Origin of the sequence: uncultured Maribacter sp. (genome assembly GCF_947495965.1) — a bacterium.
Classification (GTDB): domain Bacteria; phylum Bacteroidota; class Bacteroidia; order Flavobacteriales; family Flavobacteriaceae; genus Maribacter_B.
In genome coordinates, this window is record NZ_CANMBB010000001.1 from 1022190 (window position 1) to 1039569 (window position 17380).

The window sequence follows — 17380 nt, forward strand, 5'->3', positions numbered from 1 at the left end:
TTATGATGGACAAGCACATAATTTAAGCTTTGTTCCTGGTTTTAAGTTCTTACCACTAATACCGTTCCATTCTCGTAAATTCTCTATACTAATTCCAGGATATTTTTTTGAAATAGTCCATAGAGAATCTCCACTTTGTACCGTATGCACCTTTGCTCCTGGCGGAATCACCACTTTTTTAGTAGTTTTTGCTACTGTTTTCTTAGAAGTAGTAACATTTGGGTTTCTTGTAAAAATAGTAAGCCTTTGCCCTATTCGTAAATTATTACTTCGTAAACCATTCCAACGTTTAATTTGGCTAACTCCTACTCCATACCTACTTGCTATTTTTCCTAAATAATCTCCGCTACGAACTTTGTAACGTATTTGGTCTTGCGCTTTTACTAATTGTGGTAAAGGACTTTCTTTACTCTTTAATTCTTTTTCTACATGTGCATAAATAGCAGCTTCATTTGCCACAAACTTACCCATAGCAGCAACTGGTAAGCGCAATGCATAATCTTTACCATCTACATAAGGAATAACGTCTAATTTATATGACGGATTTAAAAGTTTTAGTTCCTCTATATCAACACCAACTAATTCCGATATTTGTTTAAAGGTTATTAGGTTTTTTACATGTATGGTATCTGTGATAAAATAATTACGGTCTACTTCTTTTACTTTTAAACCATACTCCTCTGCATACTCAAACAAATACATAGTTGCTATAAATGCTGGCACATAACCAGCTGTTTCTCTAGGAAGGTTTCTTCTTATATTCCAGTAATTTTTTTGTCCTCCAGACCTTCTAATTGCTTTATTTACATTCCCTGGGCCAGAATTATAGGCTGCTAATGCTAAATCCCAATCCTCAAAAATATCGTACAGTCTTCCTAAATATTTACAGGCCGCTTCGGTAGCTTTTATAGGATCGCTACGCTCATCTACATAACTACTAACATCTAATTTATACATTTTACCTGTACTGTACATAAATTGCCAAAGTCCTGTAGCTCCTACTCTAGACCTTGCTCTAGGGTTTAATGCAGATTCTACTATAGCCAAATATTTCATCTCTAAAGGAATATCATAATTGTCTAATTGCTGCTCAAAAAGTGGAAAGTAAAATTGGCTAACGGTGAGCATTCGCTCCATTAAACCTCTTTTTCTACTCAAAAAAGACTTAATAACACTTTCTAAAGATGGATTGTAGGTTATATTAAATGGCGTTTTTTGGTTTAAACGTTCTAGTCTTACTTTTAAAGAATCGGTGTTAATTTCAGATTCAAAGGTTGTATCCAAATCTAAATTTTCTATTTCGGCATACATATCCTCAAAAAGAACGTTAGTTTCTAAAAGTTCTTTCATCCACAAACTATCGTACTTTGCAGCATGCTCATGGTCTTTTAAATCGTACTTAGCTGGTGTATTTTCTTTTACAGAAAGCGCTAACGGATTATCTTTTATAACTGCAGTAACATCTGTAATAGTTACAGGTTCTTTTTTTAATAATGGTAACGCTAAGGTGTCTAAAGGAATATCCTTAGACTCTATAATTTTCACTTCGTTTTGCGGCGTAGTATCTTCTTCTTGTGCATGTAGTGGAAACGCAAAAAGGAATAGCGCAATACTATAATGAAAACGCTTTTTTAAAAAATTCATAGTACGTTATTTTATTTCGGGACTAACGAAAATCGCACATTTTTCTGGGAGAATAAAATTTTCTCTCTTAAAATGTGCGATTTTTAATTTATTACCGTTGGTCGATAGCGTACCTACTATGCTAATATAGCAGCAATTCCTGGTAACGTTTTTCCTTCTAAGCTCTCTAACATTGCGCCTCCGCCTGTAGATACATAGCTTACTTTATCTTGAAAGCCAAATTGTTTTACTGCAGCAACAGAATCACCACCACCAACAAGAGAAAAAGCTCCATTTTCTGTAGACTCATCAATATAATTTCCTAATGCAATAGTTCCTTTGGCAAAAGATTCCATTTCAAAAACACCTATTGGGCCATTCCAAAGAATAGTTTTAGACTTTAAAATAACCTCTTTAAAGTTTTCTAATGTTTTAGGACCAGCGTCTAAACCTTGCCATCCGTCAGGAATTTCATTTACATCTACCACTTGTGTATTTGCAGTATTACTAAAATCATCCGCAGCTAATACATCTACAGGAATATGTACTTCTACTCCTTTTTCTTTTGCTTGCTTTAAAATATCTAAAGCTAATTCCATTTTATCATCCTCACAGATAGAATCTCCTACTTTACCTCCTTGTGCTTTTACAAAAGTATAGGTCATTCCGCCACCAACAATAAGGTGGTCTACCTTATCCAATATATTTTCTATAATTGTTATTTTAGAAGAAACTTTGGCTCCTCCTAAAATTGCTAAAACAGGTTTTTCTCCTGTTTGCATAACTTTTTCTATAGACTCTATTTCTTTAGCAAGTAAAAGTCCAAAACATTTATTTTCTGGAAAAAACTGTGCAACAACAGTTGTAGAAGCATGTGCTCTGTGTGCTGTTCCAAAAGCATCGTTAACATAAATGTCTCCTAATTTAGAAAGTTGTTCAGCAAAAGCAACATCTCCGCCAGTTTCTTCTCTATAAAAACGTAAGTTTTCTAATAATAAAATTTCTCCGCTTTTTAATTCTGCCACTGCTTTTTCTGCAGCTTCTCCAACGCAGTCTTCTACAAATTTTACAGCAACACCTAAAATTTCAGAAACTTTATCACAAATATGCTTTAAAGACATATCGGCATTACGCGATCCTTTAGGTCTTCCTAAGTGACTCATAAGAACAGCGCTACCACCATCTTCTAAAACTTTAATAATTGTAGGTTTTGCAGCTTCAATCCTTGTTGCATCTGCCACATTAAAATCTTTATCTAAAGGCACATTAAAATCTACACGTATAAGTGCTTTTTTGTTTTCAAAATTAAAATCGTTAATTACTTTCATCTATTGCTGTGTGTTTGTTTTTAATTTGGTTTAACTTATCATTAAACACTTCTAAATATGCTTTCTTGAATGGTAAAGGTAAAGATTTCTGACCTTTAGCTAAAGTATAAGGCTTAATAAATCTACTATAACGTTATAATTAAAGAATAGACCAAAAAAGCTATCTTTGAGCTTATGTTATTTAGTCAAATTTTAGGGCTTTCCCATATTAAAAAACATTTAGCAACAAGTGCCAATGCTGGTAGAATACCACATGCACAACTATTTGTAGGGCCAGAAGGGTGTGGTTTACTGCCTATGGCATTAGCTTATGCGCAATATATTATTTGTGGAAACACCAATGAAGAAAATAATGGAGCCAATAGTTCCTGCAATACCAAGTTTGATTCCTATGCGCACCCAGATATGCATTTTGTTTTTCCGGTTGCTAACTCAGACAAAGTAAAAAGCCATGCAGTAAGTAACCATTATATGCAAGAGTGGCGACAATTTATAACCGAACAACCTTATGGTAATTTATTTGATTGGTATAGATTAATTGATATTGAAAAAAAACAAGGGCAAATTGGGGTTGATGAAGCACTAGATGTTGTTAAAAAATTAGCCTTAAAATCTTACGAAGGTGGTTATAAGGTGATGCTAATTTGGATGGCCGAAAAAATGAATGTTTCTTCAGCCAATAAACTTTTAAAACTTATTGAGGAACCACCTAATAAAACGGTTTTTCTTTTACTTGCTGAGGACGAAGAGCAAATACTACAAACTATAAAATCTAGATGCCAAATACTACATTTTCCTCCGCTTGCAGAAGATGCTATTGCCAATGCCCTTATTGAAAAAGGAGCAAATAGAGAAGAAGCATTACGTCTTGCTCATGAAGCCGATGGTAATTTTAATAAAGCGTTAGATTTATTAAACAAAGATTCTGAAGATTTAGTTTTTGAAAAATGGTTTGTACAATGGGTACGTAGTGCTTTTAAAGCTAAAGGAAATAAAGCTGCTATTCATGATTTAATTTTGTGGAGCGAAGAGGTTGCTAAAACTGGTAGAGAAACACAAAAAAAGTTTTTACTCTACTGTATGGCAGTAATGCGCCAAGCCATGCTTATTAACTTTAATGCCAAAGAGCTTGCCTATATGCATATAGAATCTGAAGGGTTTCAGCTTAAAAAGTTTGCGCCCTTTATACATGAAAATAATATTGTAAATATTGTAAAAGAATTAGAAACTGCTATTTACCATATAGAACGTAACGGCAATTCTAAACTAATATTAACTGACCTTTCTATACGATTAACCAGACTATTGCACGCAAAAGCAGCCTAACTAAACTATAACTATGGAACCATTACTTACCAACGCTACAGAAATTCTTATTCTTCTATTTTTAATCATTACTTTTTTACAAAGTGGATACGATAAAATTGCCGATTGGAATGGTAACGTTTCTTGGTTAAAGGGTCACTTTGCAGAAACACCTCTTAAAAATATAGTTCCCGCAATGGTTGCAATAATTTTAATTACAGAAATTATTGCTGGTGTTTTGTGTATTCTTGGCATATACCAATTATGTAGTGATGGAGTTTCCATCATGGCTATGTATGGTGCTATATTATCTTGTCTAGTACTCTTAATGCTTCTTTTTGGACAACGTGTTGCAAAAGATTATGATGGTGCAAGAACTATAGCTATTTACTTTATACCTGCTATATTTTTGGTGTTTTTGTTGCAGGGGTAATTTAAAAAAATGAACAAAAAAATCCCACTAATTAAAAATTAGAGGGATTTTTTATGACGTAAAGTAAGTTTACTAGATAATCAAGATTTAAATGCTCCGACGCTTGCGTCGAAATCAATACTAATTTTCCTTCTAAAACTCCTGGGATTGCCCCGAGGTAGTTTACTTACTTCTTATAATCATCGTTTAAGATTTTAAGAATATTATCTGTTAAATTATTAGCATCTGTACCGTAAAGAACGCTACCACCATCGCCACCTCCTAAGATGTACGTGTATCCTTGTGCTTTACCAAAAGCTTTAATTTGTTTTTTTACTTTACTTACAATGCTATCCATCTCTACTTGTCCAGCAGCTTGTAATTGTTGGTCTTCTTGTTGTAATTGTTGCCCCATTACTTGCCCTTTTTGTTGCATTAAGCCATACTCCTCTTGCGCTTTTTTCTGAGACATTTTTTGTGCTTTTATTTGAAAAGCCTGAGCTTCTAGTTGAAAAGCTTGAGAAATACTATCTCTCTTTTTTGCTAAAGCCTCTAATTTTGTCTTAAACTTAGCTTCTACATCCATTTTTTCTTGGTATTCATCCATTAGCTTTACGTTATCTACATAACCTATCTTCTCTTGCTGACAAGAAGCCATTCCTAATACAGCTAATACTAATAAAATCTTTTTCATTTTGTTCTCTTTAATATTTCTTATTGCCGAAATTATTTTTCTGCTGTGCTAAAATAACAAAGCTTTTTAAATTGAAAGCTTTTATACTCATATTTGTTAAAATTGCACACCAACACTTCAAAATTCCTCACAAATTTACTGTATAGCTAAAATCTATTAAAACACGAATTTATCATAAATATCGTTTATACTATTTAGATGTAATAGAATACGCTCAGCGCTGCTACTAAAAAAAGTAATTAGATTACAAGTGCCCTGGTGTAAAAAGCTCTTAAACACGCTTAAAACAAGAATTAAACCTTTTTAAGGATATAAATTACAGAGGAACATTCTTTATTGAACAGTGCACGGATATTGGACCACAAACCTACTATAAATGCTCTAAAAATATTTTTTCTTCCTGGCTGGTGTTCTTCGGATAAAATAGAAACATAAAAAGAATCAAACCACATGGGTTTTGTTTTTACAACTTGCATGTTATGCTTTGTAAATAATTTAGAAATAGAGGTTCTTGAAAAATGCCAAAGGTGTCTTGGTACATCATAAGCTGCCCAATTTTCTTTATACCATTTTGCATCAAAAGATTTATAGTTAGGAACGGCTATAATTAGGGTTCCATTTTCAGTAAGCAGGTTCTTTAAGTTTTGTATTTGGTCCTCTAAATTTGGAAGATGTTCTAAAACATGCCAAAGGGTAATAACATTAAATTTCTTATTTTCTAATTGTGAAAAATCTGGATACAGTGTAATTCCTTTTTCCAATGCTTTTGTAATTGCAGTAGTATTTGGTTCCATTCCACAAACTTGCCAACCTGCATTTTTTGCTCCTAATAAAAAATCCCCTGTTCCTGCTCCAACATCTAATACATTTTTATTAGAAACTGTGTAGGAAGTAATTAATGAAACTTTTTTTTGAATACTATACTTTTTTACAATTTGGTAAATCTTATCCAAAAAAGAAACAGAAGCATCAGAATGTGAAATATAAGCATCACTCTCGTAATACAAATCTAAATTTTCTGGTTGGGGTTTTGTAACCAACATATCCAAATCAGAATTATATTCTAATTGAAACTCCTCTCCTGTTATTAAAAAGTCTTTAGTATTTAAATACAATTTCATTGTAATTGTGGGTAGACAAATATTCTTTTTTCAAAGTACGAAGATACTTTAAAACAACTTCTCTAGAAAGTGAATTCATCTCTAAACAATCTTTTTCTAAATCGCTATACACTTCAATAGCCAAATACCAATTATCTTTTCTGTCCATAGTTGGGTCCTCAATCTCTGCGTCCTCAAAATTGCCAATTGCAGCATTGAATAAAACGCTAGTTACAAAAGGAAAAAAATTAATTGCTTTATCCGGAATCTTTACTTCATAAAAAGAAAAGAAATATTGTTCTCCATTAATTTTAAAAGGAACATTATCGTACACATCTATATGTTGCAAATCATATTTAGTATTCACATAATTGTAAAAATCATTTGCTACTTTAGGGTCCTCAAAAATAAACATTTGCCTTTTAGACAAACTTCGTTTAAACTTTTTTCCTTTAGTAACATTGTAATCAGAAATGCTTGGTGCAATACGAATAGGAACGCAAGAAGTAAGGAAGGCAACAGAAGCAAAAACATATAGAAGTTTCTTCATTTTTTAATGGCTTTATTTTGTTGCTTTTACGCATCAAAAACTACGCCAAAAAACAATCTTCAAAATTGTTCCACGTGGAACAATTTACATTTTACCACGAATTTCTACATTAAGAAAAACAGATAATTCACTAGCTTTCTCTTTGGCATCTTCTAAAGAATTAGTACGATAAATCGTAAAATGTTTATTTCCTTTAAACAATCTAATAACATAATTATGACCACCACGTTCTTTTCCAATAGCAGCAACAGAACCCCACTCTGCCCCTTGTTTATATGTAGCAGAAAAAACTATTAAATAGTCTGGAAAAGGAAAATGTATTATAGATTTAAAAAGGGTAATCCCAAATACTTTTAGATGTTTAAATAGAATAAAATCTTTAGAAACTTCATAAGAAATAGAATATCCAATAAGAAAAAAAGTAATAATCCCAAGAACAATATGTTGATTTAAAGGCCCAGAATTAGTAACTAATAAAGAGAATAAAACAACTAACAAAATATACCCAAGAATTAATGCTGTTAAAGGTTTCTTTTGTTTGTAAAAAAGAGATTGTATCATCTTCCCATAAATACTAAAAGCACACTAATGTCACTTGGTTTAATACCACTAATTCTAGATGCCTGAGAAATAGTTACAGGCTGTATTGCTGTAAGCTTTTCTCTTGCTTCATAAGATAAAGATTTTAGTTTGGTATAGTCAAAATTAGCGGGGATTTTTACATTTTCTAAACGCTGAAGTTTGTCTGCATTATTTTTTTCCTTAGCAATATATCCTGCATATTTTACTTGTACTTCCGTTTGCTCTAAAACTTCTCTATTAAGATTATGTTCTTCTACAAATGAAGAAACTTTATCTAGCTTAAGCATATCTTCCATCTTAACTTTAGGTCTAGAAAATACTTTAAACATCTTATCGGATTGCTTAACTAATGCAGAATTTACATTCTCTAAAATTGGATTAATATCTTCTGGAACAACACTAGTATTTTTAAAGAAATCTACAAACATATTAGACTTAGCTTCCTTCTCTTCCATTTTAATAAGACGTTCTTCTTTGGCAATACCAAGCTTAAAGCCTAAGGGTGTTAAACGTAAATCTGCATTGTCTTGACGTAATAATGTTCTATATTCTGCACGAGAAGTAAACATACGGTATGGCTCCTCTGTACCTTTCGTAATTAAATCATCTATTAAAACTCCAATATAAGCTTCATCTCTTTTTAGAATAAAAGGCTCTCTATTATTAATCTTTAAATGAGCATTTATACCAGCCATTAAACCTTGTGATGCAGCTTCTTCATAACCAGTAGTTCCATTAATTTGACCAGCAAAATATAAATTCTCAATAAGCTTTGTCTCTAATGTATGCTGTAATTGTGTAGGTGGAAAATAATCATATTCTATTGCATATCCTGGTCTAAAGAATTTTACTTTTTCAAAACCAACCACAGAACGCAATGCTTTAAATTGAACATCTTCTGGTAATGATGTAGAAAACCCATTTACATAAACCTCTACAGTATCCCAACCTTCTGGCTCAACAAAAATTTGATGGCTATTCTTATCGGCAAATCTATTTATCTTATCTTCTATTGAAGGACAATAACGAGGACCAAGGCTTTTAATTCTTCCGTTAAACATAGGAGACCTATCAAAACCTTCTCGCAACAAATCATGAACCATTTCAGAGGTGTGTGTCATATGACAATCTCTTTGCGTTTCAAGAAAAGCAGTATCTAAATATGAGAATTTTTCAGGTCTTGCATCACCAGGTTGAACAATCATTTTGGAATAATCTAATGACCTGCCGTCTACTCTTGGAGGTGTTCCCGTTTTCATACGGCCACTTTCAAAACCAATACTTACTAATTGTTCCGTAATACCAGTTGCAGCTTTCTCTCCTGCTCTGCCACCACCGAATTGTTTCTCACCGATATGGATAAGTCCGTTTAAAAAAGTACCATTTGTTAACACAACAGATTTACTTCTAATGGAAATTCCTAAAGATGTTTTAACACCAACAACTTTATTATTTTCTATAAGTAAACCAGAAATCATTTCTTGGTAAAAGTCTACATTAGGTGTACGCTCTAACATTAGACGCCATTCCTCAGAAAAACGTCTACGATCACTTTGCGCACGTGGACTCCACATTGCAGGTCCTTTAGATTTATTAAGCATCTTAAATTGAATAGCAGACTTATCTGTAATAATTCCGCTATAACCTCCAAGTGCATCTATCTCACGAACAATTTGTCCTTTTGCTATACCACCCATGGCAGGATTACAAGACATTTGTCCAATGGTTTCTAAGTTCATTGTTGCCAATAAAGTTTTAGAACCCATATTTGCAGCTGCCGCTGCTGCTTCTGCACCAGCATGACCGCCTCCTACTACGATAACATCATATATTTCTCCAAACATAACCTTATTGTTCCACGTGGAACATATTAATTTTTTCCTCTTCTTTATTTCTCATAACTAAAGATTCCTCTTTAGTTTTATCTTTATATCCCATTAAATGAAGAACCCCATGTGCCATAACACGATGTAGTTCATTAAGGAAATCAACATTAAATTTAGAAGCATTTTCTTTTACCCGCTCCACGGAAATAAAAATGTCTCCTCCAATAATTTTACCAACAGTATAATCAAAAGTAATTATATCTGTAAAGGTATCATGGTCTAAATAATCCTGATTAATTTTAAGTAAATATTCATCATCACAAAAAATATAATCCAACGTACTTAAATTAAAATCTTCAGATTCTAAAATAGCATTAATCCAAGTATTATAATGCTCTTGGTGTAAGGCATTAAAATCTGTTTCATAGTGAAAATTAATCATTAGATTTAAAGTACAGTTTTACACGGTTTTTAAAAATGTGGCGCAAAGGTAAGCTTTGTTTATTTAATATTTCGGTTTCATTATGATAATCCTCTAATAATGAGGGCTTAGTAAGTATAGGATTTGTAAAAGTAGTTTTATTACTATTACTCTCTCTTTCTTCTTTTTTTCCTTTTTTTAAAGCAGCATTTTCTAACTTAAGAAGTTCGTATTGAATAACATTAGATTTAGTTGTTGTACGTTTGGTTATACCATTCTCCAATAAATCATTCTCAAATTCTTGCATTTGTTTTAGTAACTTTTTAGCAAGGTCCCTATCCCCTTTATTAATCATATTAGAAAGTTGGTCTTCTAAAGCTTTACGTATGGTTTGCTGGGATTTGTAAATTTCATAAATTTCTTTTAACTCAGATTCACTTAAACCTCCACCATTAGAAGCTCCATTACCGATACCTTGTTTTCCTTCGCCTTGACCTTCTCCGTTTTTTCCTTTTTTACCTTGTCCTTTGCCATCCTTACTAGTAGATCCAGAGGCACCTTTTTCAGAACCAGAACCATTTTTACCGCCTGGATTATTTCCTTCTTTACCTTTTCCTTTTTCACCATTAGCACCACTCTTACCTTCACCAGATTTACCACCAGATTGGCCCTGTCCTGGTTTACCACTACCATTCATTTTCTCCTTTAAATCGCCTTGAGATTTAATAATATCTGGTAACTGAAAACCTTTTTGACTATCCCCCTCACCTTTTCCCATTTGCATACTTTGTTGCATATTATCCAAAATATTAGCAAGAAAATCAGATAAACTATTGGCAGCTGTAATAACATATTTTTGATTAGATGCACCTTGATATAAACGACCATCAGCTACATTTTCTAAGGCCTTGTCTACATTATAATAAACCTCAGTAATTTGTTCATTAACAAATTCTGATAATTCTTCTCTCCGCAAAGAAAGTGCAAAAAGGCTATCATCTACATGTTCAAATAAAAGTCTTAGCTGTTGTTGTTCTTTAATGTTATTACCAAAAACATTTTGACCACCATCTTGTACATTCATTTTTTTATAAAGAGCTTCCTGTTTAAAAGAAAATGTAATAAGATTATCTAAGATTTGACGTAACATTTCTGCATCTTCTGCAACCGAAGAAGAACCACTAGAAGCACTAGAACTCTCTTCCATTGCTTCACTTAATTCTTTCATTTTTTGGGCAGCAGACTTTTGCTTAGAACTCGCATTTTTTATTTCGCTGTCTTTACTCTCTTGAGAAGATTTTTTGTTTTTTTCTTCTAAAGATTCTTTAGCATCATTTTGGTTATCCTTGATTGCATTTTGCTTTTCAGGATTTGTATCTAAATCTAATGGCTTTTTTAAATCCTGATTATCTTTATAAAGTTCTTCTATATTATTAGATATTTCTTGGAACTCTTTATTTAATTTTAATTGTTCTTCTAAAGCATTTTCTTCTTCATTTTTTGTAGATAATTCTTCTTGTTTTTCAGAAAGTTCTTTTAAATCTTTAGAAAGTTGATTTAGTTTTTCGGTAACATAATAACGTTTTGTAAGCTCTAGTAATTGCTCTAAATTTCGCTCACTGTTCTTTTGTTTTTTAGCAACCTCTTCTAATTTTTTGGATAAGTCTTCTTTATTAATTTTATCAGCAACCTTTTTTAAGTCTTCTAATAATTTTTGGTTTTTCTTAGCTTGTAATTCTTGTCTCTCTAAACGCTCCTGTAATAATTTATTTTTCTCAGAATTTTTGTCTTGTTTATCCAAATTGTCTTTAAGCTCTTTACTAAATTTTTGCATTAAAGATTCTTGCTCTTGTTGTTTCTCAAGAAAATCTTGAATATTCTTTTTCTCATTATAACTAAGGTTTTCTTTTTCTTTTTGATTGTTATTAATTTCTTTAAGACTTTGCTTCTGCTCCTTGGCCTTTTCTAAGGACTTATCCAAATTATTAATCAATGATTTTTGAGACTCTAATTCTTTGTTTTTTAATTGGTTATCATTTAATAATCCAAAATTAAATACTTCACTTTTTGTAGTTTTACCATTATGCAAGGCATCATTATCTGTTACTTCAAAATAAAGACTATATTCTTTACCTTTCACTAAAGAAAAGCCAGAAGGAAACGTATAATAAAATTGGTTATAATTAGTGTTAAGTTTCTCTAAAACAATACTTTGTGAAGAATTTGGTTGTCCTTTTTCAAAACAAACAACCCTAAGTTCTTTTAACTTATAATCATCAGTGGCATTACCAACAAAATAGGAAATAGTTGGGTTTAAACTGTCTATTACCTGATTTACTGAAATAGTAGGACTAGCATCTTTTACAACTTTAAAAGTATAATTAAGTTTTTCAAAATCAGAGACATTTTTATTAGAGGTAGTAAGTGTATACTCCCTATCCTTATATACGCGATCCGAAAGTGTATGCGTGTTATTATTATTTAGAAAAGTATAGATAGAATCTTTTGTATTAATATGAATAGCATCGGTGTTTTTCCCAATAATATTCCAACTTACTTTTGTGCCTTCCGGAAAACTTGCATTACCTGTACTCTCTATAATAGCATTAGACAGTCCTGTATAGTTTGGATAGTCTAAAATCATTTTAAAATTTTCAATGCCCGGCGTTTTTAATGCAATAAGTGAATAGGTTTTAGAGGCAACTTCATTCCCTTTAAAATAAAAATTAGTGGAAACTAAAGGCGCATTAAAAGTGTATTCATATTCCCCATTATTTTCTTGCAGTAACATTTCTTTACCATCTACAATAATGTAAACTTCGTCTGGTCTTATTTTGCCAACAACGTTTAATTGTATAGTAAAATCTTGGTTCTCTAAAACGGTTAAATTAGTAGATAACAAGTGAAAAGAAAAAGGTGCAGGTGGCTCATATGCTAAATCATAATTAACAACTCTTTTATAAGAAGCAAAATACGATTTTAAATTTCCTGTTAAACCAATAATTAAAATTATAACTAGAGGAATTGCAGCATACTTTATATACTTTAATCCGTCTTTAAAAGTAACGGCATTTACAAAAGGAATTGGTTGTAAATTTTTACTTCTTTGTTCTATACTTGCCAATAATAATTCCGACTTATTTGGGTCTTCTTCTAAATCTAAAAGATTATAGAGCTTATCTCCTACTTCTGGAAAATGTTTACCAATAATTACAGCTGCCTCTTTGTTAGATAACCCTTTTTTTAATCTAAATAAGTAGAATAACGGAATACATAAATATGTAATAAGAAGGTATGTAATAATACCTATTCCTAATACAAATAATAAGAGTCTGCCTGTTGAATTAAGCCAGAGAAAATACTCTACTCCTAATACTGCAATTAAAAAAAGAAAACCAAATGCTATAAAAAGCAAAGCCCCTTTAATAAGCATATTGGTATAATACTTACGAATAAAGAGGTTTATTTTAAATAGTACATCTTGGTAACTGTGCAATACAAATAAATTTATACCAAAGTTACAAAAAAAGGGCTTTGGGGTTTAAGGCCGTTAAACCTATCTTTACACCTTAAAAATTAGAAAATAATGGCTCATAACAAAGTTCGTGTACGTTTTGCACCTAGTCCTACCGGACCTTTACATATTGGCGGTGTGCGTACTGCTTTATTTAATTATTTATTTGCAAAAAAAAATGGCGGAGATTTTATTCTTAGAATAGAAGATACAGACCAAAATAGATATGTAGAAGGTGCAGAAAACTATATTGTTGATGCACTAAATTGGTGCGGACTTTCTTTTGATGAAGGCCCAGGAAAAGAAGGTGCTTTTGGTCCTTACAGACAAAGCGAACGTAAACATTTGTACAAAAAATATGCCGATGAGCTTATAGAAAAAGGAATGGCCTATTATGCTTTTGATACTGCCGATAGTTTAAATGCGCATAGAAAAGACCACGAAGAAAAAGGGGAAACCTTTATATACAATTGGCATAATAGATTAAAGTTAGATAATTCACTTGCGTTAACTAAAGAAGAAACCCAAGAAAAATTAGATAATGGGGATGCTTATGTTATACGATTTAAAACACCAGAAAACGAAACTCTAGTTTTACAAGATGTTATTCGTGGAACAATCACTATAGATACCAATGTGTTAGATGATAAAGTTCTTTATAAGAGTGATGGTATGCCAACATACCATTTAGCAAATATTGTAGATGACCATTTAATGGAAATTAGCCATGTTATTCGTGGGGAAGAATGGTTGCCTTCTCTTGCATTACACCAACAATTGTATGACGCTTTTGGTTGGTCTGCTCCTACTTTTGCACATTTACCACTTATTATGAAACCTGTTGGTAAAGGAAAACTAAGCAAACGTGACGGGGAAAAATTAGGATTTCCTGTATTTCCTTTATCTTGGAATGAATCTACTGGATATAAAGAAGAAGGATACTTTTCAGAAGCCGTAGTAAACTTTTTAGCATTATTAGGATGGAATCCTGGAACCGAGCAAGAAATATTTAGCTTAGAAGAATTAGTAAAAGAATTTAGTTTAGAACGTGTAAACAAATCTGGAGCACGTTTTGATCCAGATAAAACAAAGTGGTACAATCAGCAATATTTACAAAATAAGAAGGATGCAGAATTGGCCTCGTTATTTAAAATAATACTTGCCGAAAAACAGATTCCTTCACAAGAATATAATGATGAATGGATAGAAAAAGTAGTTTCTTTAATTAAAGAACGTGCAGTTTTTGTAAAAGATTTTTGGGGTTTAAGTGATTACTTTTTTGTTGCTCCTACCTCCTATCCAGAAAAAGCTGTAAAAAAGCAATGGAAAGAAGGCACACCAGATATCATGAAAGAAGTACTTTCTGTAATAAGTACAATAGAAGATTTTAATTCTGCTAATGTAGAAACTATTGTAAAAAAGTGGATTACAGATAAAGAGCTTTCTTTTGGTAAAGTTATGCCTCCATTACGTCTTGTTATTGTTGGCGATATGAAGGGCCCACATATTTTTGACATACTAGAAATGATAGGAAAAGAAGAAACCATTGCAAGGATTAAAAAAGCAATTAATACTCTTTAAGAGAGAAAAGTGTAACAAAAGGAGTATTTTACCTACAAATTAGTGAAAGAGTTTGTAAATTGATTTTTTAACCTAAAACCGCACAACCATGAATTTAACATTAATACCCATTTTAGTACTAGTCGCAGTAATTCTTTTTTCTGGGATATTTATAGTAAAACAACAAACCGCAGTAATTATAGAAAGCTTCGGTAAATTTAGTAGCATTCGCCAATCTGGATTACAATTTAAAATTCCAATTGTACAGCGTATTGCCGGACGTGTAAGTTTAAAAATTCAGCAATTAGATGTAATTGTAGAAACTAAGACACTTGATGATGTTTTTACCAAACTAAAGGTATCTGTGCAATACGTTGTACATAAAGATAAAGTATATGATGCTTTTTATAAGTTAGAATATCCTCACGATCAAATTACTTCTTATGTTTTTGATGTGGTACGTGCGGAAGTTCCTAAAATGAAATTAGATGATGTCTTTGTAAAGAAAGATGATATTGCTATTGCCGTAAAAGCAGAATTACAAGATGCGATGACTAATTATGGTTTTACAATTATTAAAACCTTAGTAACGGATATTGATCCAGATGCACAAGTAAAAGAAGCAATGAACCGTATTAATGCATCTGAAAGAGAAAAAATTGCCGCTCAGTTTGAAGGAGATGCTGCTCGTATTCTTATTGTAGAAAAAGCAAAAGCAGAAGCAGAAAGTAAGCGTTTACAAGGGCAAGGTATTGCAGACCAACGTAGAGAAATTGCTCGTGGTTTAGAAGAGTCTGTAGACGTTTTAAATAACGTTGGTATTAACTCACAAGAAGCGTCTGCTCTTATTGTAGTAACACAACATTACGATACCTTACAATCTATTGGAGAAGAAACTAATTCTAACTTAATATTATTACCAAACTCGCCACAAGCTGGTAGCGATATGCTAAATAATATGATTGCATCTTTCACAGCGTCTAACCAAATTGGGGAGGCAATGAAAGAACAAAATGCTAAGAAAGGAATAGTAAATAAAAAGAAGGGGCCTTCGGATAACTCTTAAGGTACCTTATTAACTGTAGACAAACCCGAAAGGCATTAAAAGGCCACTGAGAAATTTCTCAGTGGCTTTTTAGGTATTGTAAGATACTATGATTTAAAAGTACTGCCCTATACCAAATACAATACCGTTCGTAGATGCACTACCTATACCAAAACCGTAATCTAGCCTAAATACTGCATTAAATATTTTTTTATGGGTTAAACGAAAACCAACGCCAGGATATAGTTTTGTAGAAGTTCCATCAAATAACTGAGAGAAATTTTCCCCAGGATTACGCCATGAACCAACATCAACAAAAGCATTTCCTTGTACAACAAACCATCCTTTTTCATAAAATGTATGTCGGTATTCTGTATTTAATACAATGGCAGCAGTACCACGATCTACAGTATTACCAACTCCTCTAATATTTAATTGGTTATCTAAAGTAAAAGGGGCAAAAGGAGAATCATTATTACCAAATGCTGCTGCTAGGCGTAATCTACTTGCCCAATTACCTCTTGTCTTTACTTTTTTGTAGTAAATAAAATCATTTCTTAGAGATGTAAAAGAGCCTAAAAAGTCTTCACTAGGTGCTTCTCCTTCAGAAAACTGAACATGTTGACCCGTAAATTCACTTATAAATCCATCAAAATATTGATAATCAATATCTAAATCTACATACCTATATATTGCTTTGTATATTAATTTATCTGCACTTAATGAAAGTGGTGTATTTGGTACTGCATTATCTCCTTCAAAAATATAAGACTCTTTAACAAAGGATGCCCCCAGTTCTGCTTCATTATTAAAATCGAAAGAAAATAATAACGATGCTTCTAAACTTTTAGAGTTAAACCGATAGTCTTTTTCTCCTTCTGTAAAAAAAACAGGTTCTTGTGTTGTACGGTCTTGGTAGCTGAGCCCTACCCCTAATTTATCACTAAATAAAAATGGATGCTCCCAAAAAGCTCCATAAGAATTAAAAATATTTTTTTCATAAAAACCTCCTAAAAGTTGATTGTTTCCAAAAAGATTAAATTCAAAAGCAGAAATACGATAAGAAAAACTACCGTCATTAGCTGTAGCAATACGTAAACCCGGAATAATAGTAAAATTTTCTACAATAGCATATTCTAATATCGTAGTAGTATTATCCTGTGTAATAGTATATGATGCACTAGCAATTCCTGGAAGACGCTTAAGTCTTTCTACATCTTCGGAAACTAATATAGAATCATAAACCGTATTAATTTTTGTTTTTATTAACCGCTTTAAAAAAGACTCTTTTGTTCTTTTTAAACCTGTAAACTTTAATTCAGAAATAATATCTTCTTGTGCAAAAAGGTTGCTACTAAAAAAAAGAAGAAATAATATCGCAATTTTTTTCATGTCTGATAATTTTCCTCTTATAAGACGA

General features: G+C 32.0%; 14 protein-coding genes. 4 read left to right on the forward strand and 10 right to left on the reverse strand.

What is annotated here, in order from left to right:
- Positions 1-1644 (reverse strand): LysM peptidoglycan-binding domain-containing protein, encoded by a 1644-nt coding sequence (locus tag Q0820_RS04215; protein WP_298485389.1) that lies wholly within the window; start codon positions 1642-1644, stop codon positions 1-3.
- Positions 1645-1760: 116 nt separating this feature from the next.
- The gene (locus tag Q0820_RS04220) at positions 1761-2951 is read right to left on the reverse strand and encodes a phosphoglycerate kinase (RefSeq protein ID WP_298485390.1); all 1191 of its coding nucleotides are present in this window, start codon (positions 2949-2951) and stop codon (positions 1761-1763) included.
- 174 nt (positions 2952-3125) lie between these two features.
- Between Q0820_RS04220 and Q0820_RS04225 the strand changes: the two genes are divergently transcribed.
- Positions 3126-4277 carry a DNA polymerase III subunit delta' gene (locus Q0820_RS04225; RefSeq protein WP_298485392.1) on the forward strand — a complete coding sequence of 384 codons (1152 nt, stop codon included), beginning with the start codon at positions 3126-3128 and terminating at the stop codon, positions 4275-4277.
- A 13-nt stretch (positions 4278-4290) separates the two neighbouring features.
- Positions 4291-4689, forward strand: coding sequence for a DoxX family membrane protein (locus tag Q0820_RS04230; RefSeq protein WP_298485394.1), 399 nt, complete (start codon positions 4291-4293; stop codon positions 4687-4689).
- 166 nt (positions 4690-4855) lie between these two features.
- Here Q0820_RS04230 and Q0820_RS04235 read toward each other — a convergent pair whose 3' ends face one another.
- The 7 genes from Q0820_RS04235 to Q0820_RS04265 form a co-directional block, all read right to left on the reverse strand.
- Positions 4856-5362 carry an OmpH family outer membrane protein gene (locus Q0820_RS04235; RefSeq protein WP_298485396.1) on the reverse strand — a complete coding sequence of 169 codons (507 nt, stop codon included), beginning with the start codon at positions 5360-5362 and terminating at the stop codon, positions 4856-4858.
- 293 nt (positions 5363-5655) lie between these two features.
- Positions 5656-6483, reverse strand: coding sequence for a class I SAM-dependent methyltransferase (locus Q0820_RS04240; protein WP_298485398.1), 828 nt, complete (start codon positions 6481-6483; stop codon positions 5656-5658).
- Positions 6461-7012: a hypothetical protein gene (locus Q0820_RS04245; RefSeq protein WP_298485400.1), complete on the reverse strand. Its 552-nt coding sequence runs from the start codon at positions 7010-7012 to the stop codon at positions 6461-6463. The genes Q0820_RS04240 and Q0820_RS04245 overlap by 23 nt, the downstream gene beginning before the upstream one ends.
- Positions 7013-7096: 84 nt before the next feature.
- Complete coding sequence (locus tag Q0820_RS04250; protein WP_298485402.1) at positions 7097-7573, reverse strand: hypothetical protein; 477 nt, start codon at positions 7571-7573, stop codon at positions 7097-7099.
- Positions 7570-9438 carry a tRNA uridine-5-carboxymethylaminomethyl(34) synthesis enzyme MnmG gene (gene mnmG / locus Q0820_RS04255; protein WP_298485404.1) on the reverse strand — a complete coding sequence of 623 codons (1869 nt, stop codon included), beginning with the start codon at positions 9436-9438 and terminating at the stop codon, positions 7570-7572. The genes Q0820_RS04250 and mnmG overlap by 4 nt, the downstream gene beginning before the upstream one ends.
- Positions 9439-9442: 4 nt before the next feature.
- The gene (ybeY, locus tag Q0820_RS04260; RefSeq protein WP_298485406.1) at positions 9443-9862 is read right to left on the reverse strand and encodes an rRNA maturation RNase YbeY; all 420 of its coding nucleotides are present in this window, start codon (positions 9860-9862) and stop codon (positions 9443-9445) included.
- On the reverse strand, positions 9855-13274 hold the full coding sequence (locus Q0820_RS04265) for a hypothetical protein (RefSeq protein ID WP_298485408.1): 3420 nt from the start codon (positions 13272-13274) through the stop codon (positions 9855-9857). Before Q0820_RS04265 ends, ybeY begins: the two co-directional genes overlap by 8 nt.
- A 153-nt stretch (positions 13275-13427) precedes the next feature.
- On the opposite strand from Q0820_RS04265, the gene gltX reads away from it, so the two are divergent.
- Positions 13428-14936 carry a glutamate--tRNA ligase gene (gene gltX / locus Q0820_RS04270; RefSeq protein ID WP_298485411.1) on the forward strand — a complete coding sequence of 503 codons (1509 nt, stop codon included), beginning with the start codon at positions 13428-13430 and terminating at the stop codon, positions 14934-14936.
- Positions 14937-15024: 88 nt separating this feature from the next.
- Positions 15025-15981, forward strand: coding sequence for an SPFH domain-containing protein (locus tag Q0820_RS04275; RefSeq protein WP_298485413.1), 957 nt, complete (start codon positions 15025-15027; stop codon positions 15979-15981).
- A gap of 93 nt (positions 15982-16074) precedes the next feature.
- Here the strand turns inward: Q0820_RS04275 and Q0820_RS04280 are convergent, their stop codons facing one another.
- On the reverse strand, positions 16075-17352 hold the full coding sequence (locus tag Q0820_RS04280; protein ID WP_298485415.1) for a POTRA domain-containing protein: 1278 nt from the start codon (positions 17350-17352) through the stop codon (positions 16075-16077).
- Positions 17353-17380: the final 28 nt, after the last annotated feature.

Excerpts from the sequence above, each read along its gene's own strand:
- Q0820_RS04215 (WP_298485389.1), bottom strand. The coding sequence starts at position 1,644 with ATGAATTTTTTAAAAAAGCGTTTTCATTATAGTATTGCGCTATTCCTT.
- Q0820_RS04220 (WP_298485390.1), bottom strand. The coding sequence starts at position 2,951 with ATGAAAGTAATTAACGATTTTAATTTTGAAAACAAAAAAGCACTTATA.
- Q0820_RS04225 (WP_298485392.1), top strand. The coding sequence starts at position 3,126 with ATGTTATTTAGTCAAATTTTAGGGCTTTCCCATATTAAAAAACATTTA.
- Q0820_RS04230 (WP_298485394.1), top strand. The coding sequence starts at position 4,291 with ATGGAACCATTACTTACCAACGCTACAGAAATTCTTATTCTTCTATTT.
- Q0820_RS04235 (WP_298485396.1), bottom strand. The coding sequence starts at position 5,362 with ATGAAAAAGATTTTATTAGTATTAGCTGTATTAGGAATGGCTTCTTGT.
- Q0820_RS04240 (WP_298485398.1), bottom strand. The coding sequence starts at position 6,483 with ATGAAATTGTATTTAAATACTAAAGACTTTTTAATAACAGGAGAGGAG.
- Q0820_RS04245 (WP_298485400.1), bottom strand. The coding sequence starts at position 7,012 with ATGAAGAAACTTCTATATGTTTTTGCTTCTGTTGCCTTCCTTACTTCT.
- Q0820_RS04250 (WP_298485402.1), bottom strand. The coding sequence starts at position 7,573 with ATGATACAATCTCTTTTTTACAAACAAAAGAAACCTTTAACAGCATTA.
- mnmG (WP_298485404.1), bottom strand. The coding sequence starts at position 9,438 with ATGTTTGGAGAAATATATGATGTTATCGTAGTAGGAGGCGGTCATGCT.
- ybeY (WP_298485406.1), bottom strand. The coding sequence starts at position 9,862 with ATGATTAATTTTCACTATGAAACAGATTTTAATGCCTTACACCAAGAG.
- Q0820_RS04265 (WP_298485408.1), bottom strand. The coding sequence starts at position 13,274 with ATGCTTATTAAAGGGGCTTTGCTTTTTATAGCATTTGGTTTTCTTTTT.
- gltX (WP_298485411.1), top strand. The coding sequence starts at position 13,428 with ATGGCTCATAACAAAGTTCGTGTACGTTTTGCACCTAGTCCTACCGGA.
- Q0820_RS04275 (WP_298485413.1), top strand. The coding sequence starts at position 15,025 with ATGAATTTAACATTAATACCCATTTTAGTACTAGTCGCAGTAATTCTT.
- Q0820_RS04280 (WP_298485415.1), bottom strand. The coding sequence starts at position 17,352 with ATGAAAAAAATTGCGATATTATTTCTTCTTTTTTTTAGTAGCAACCTT.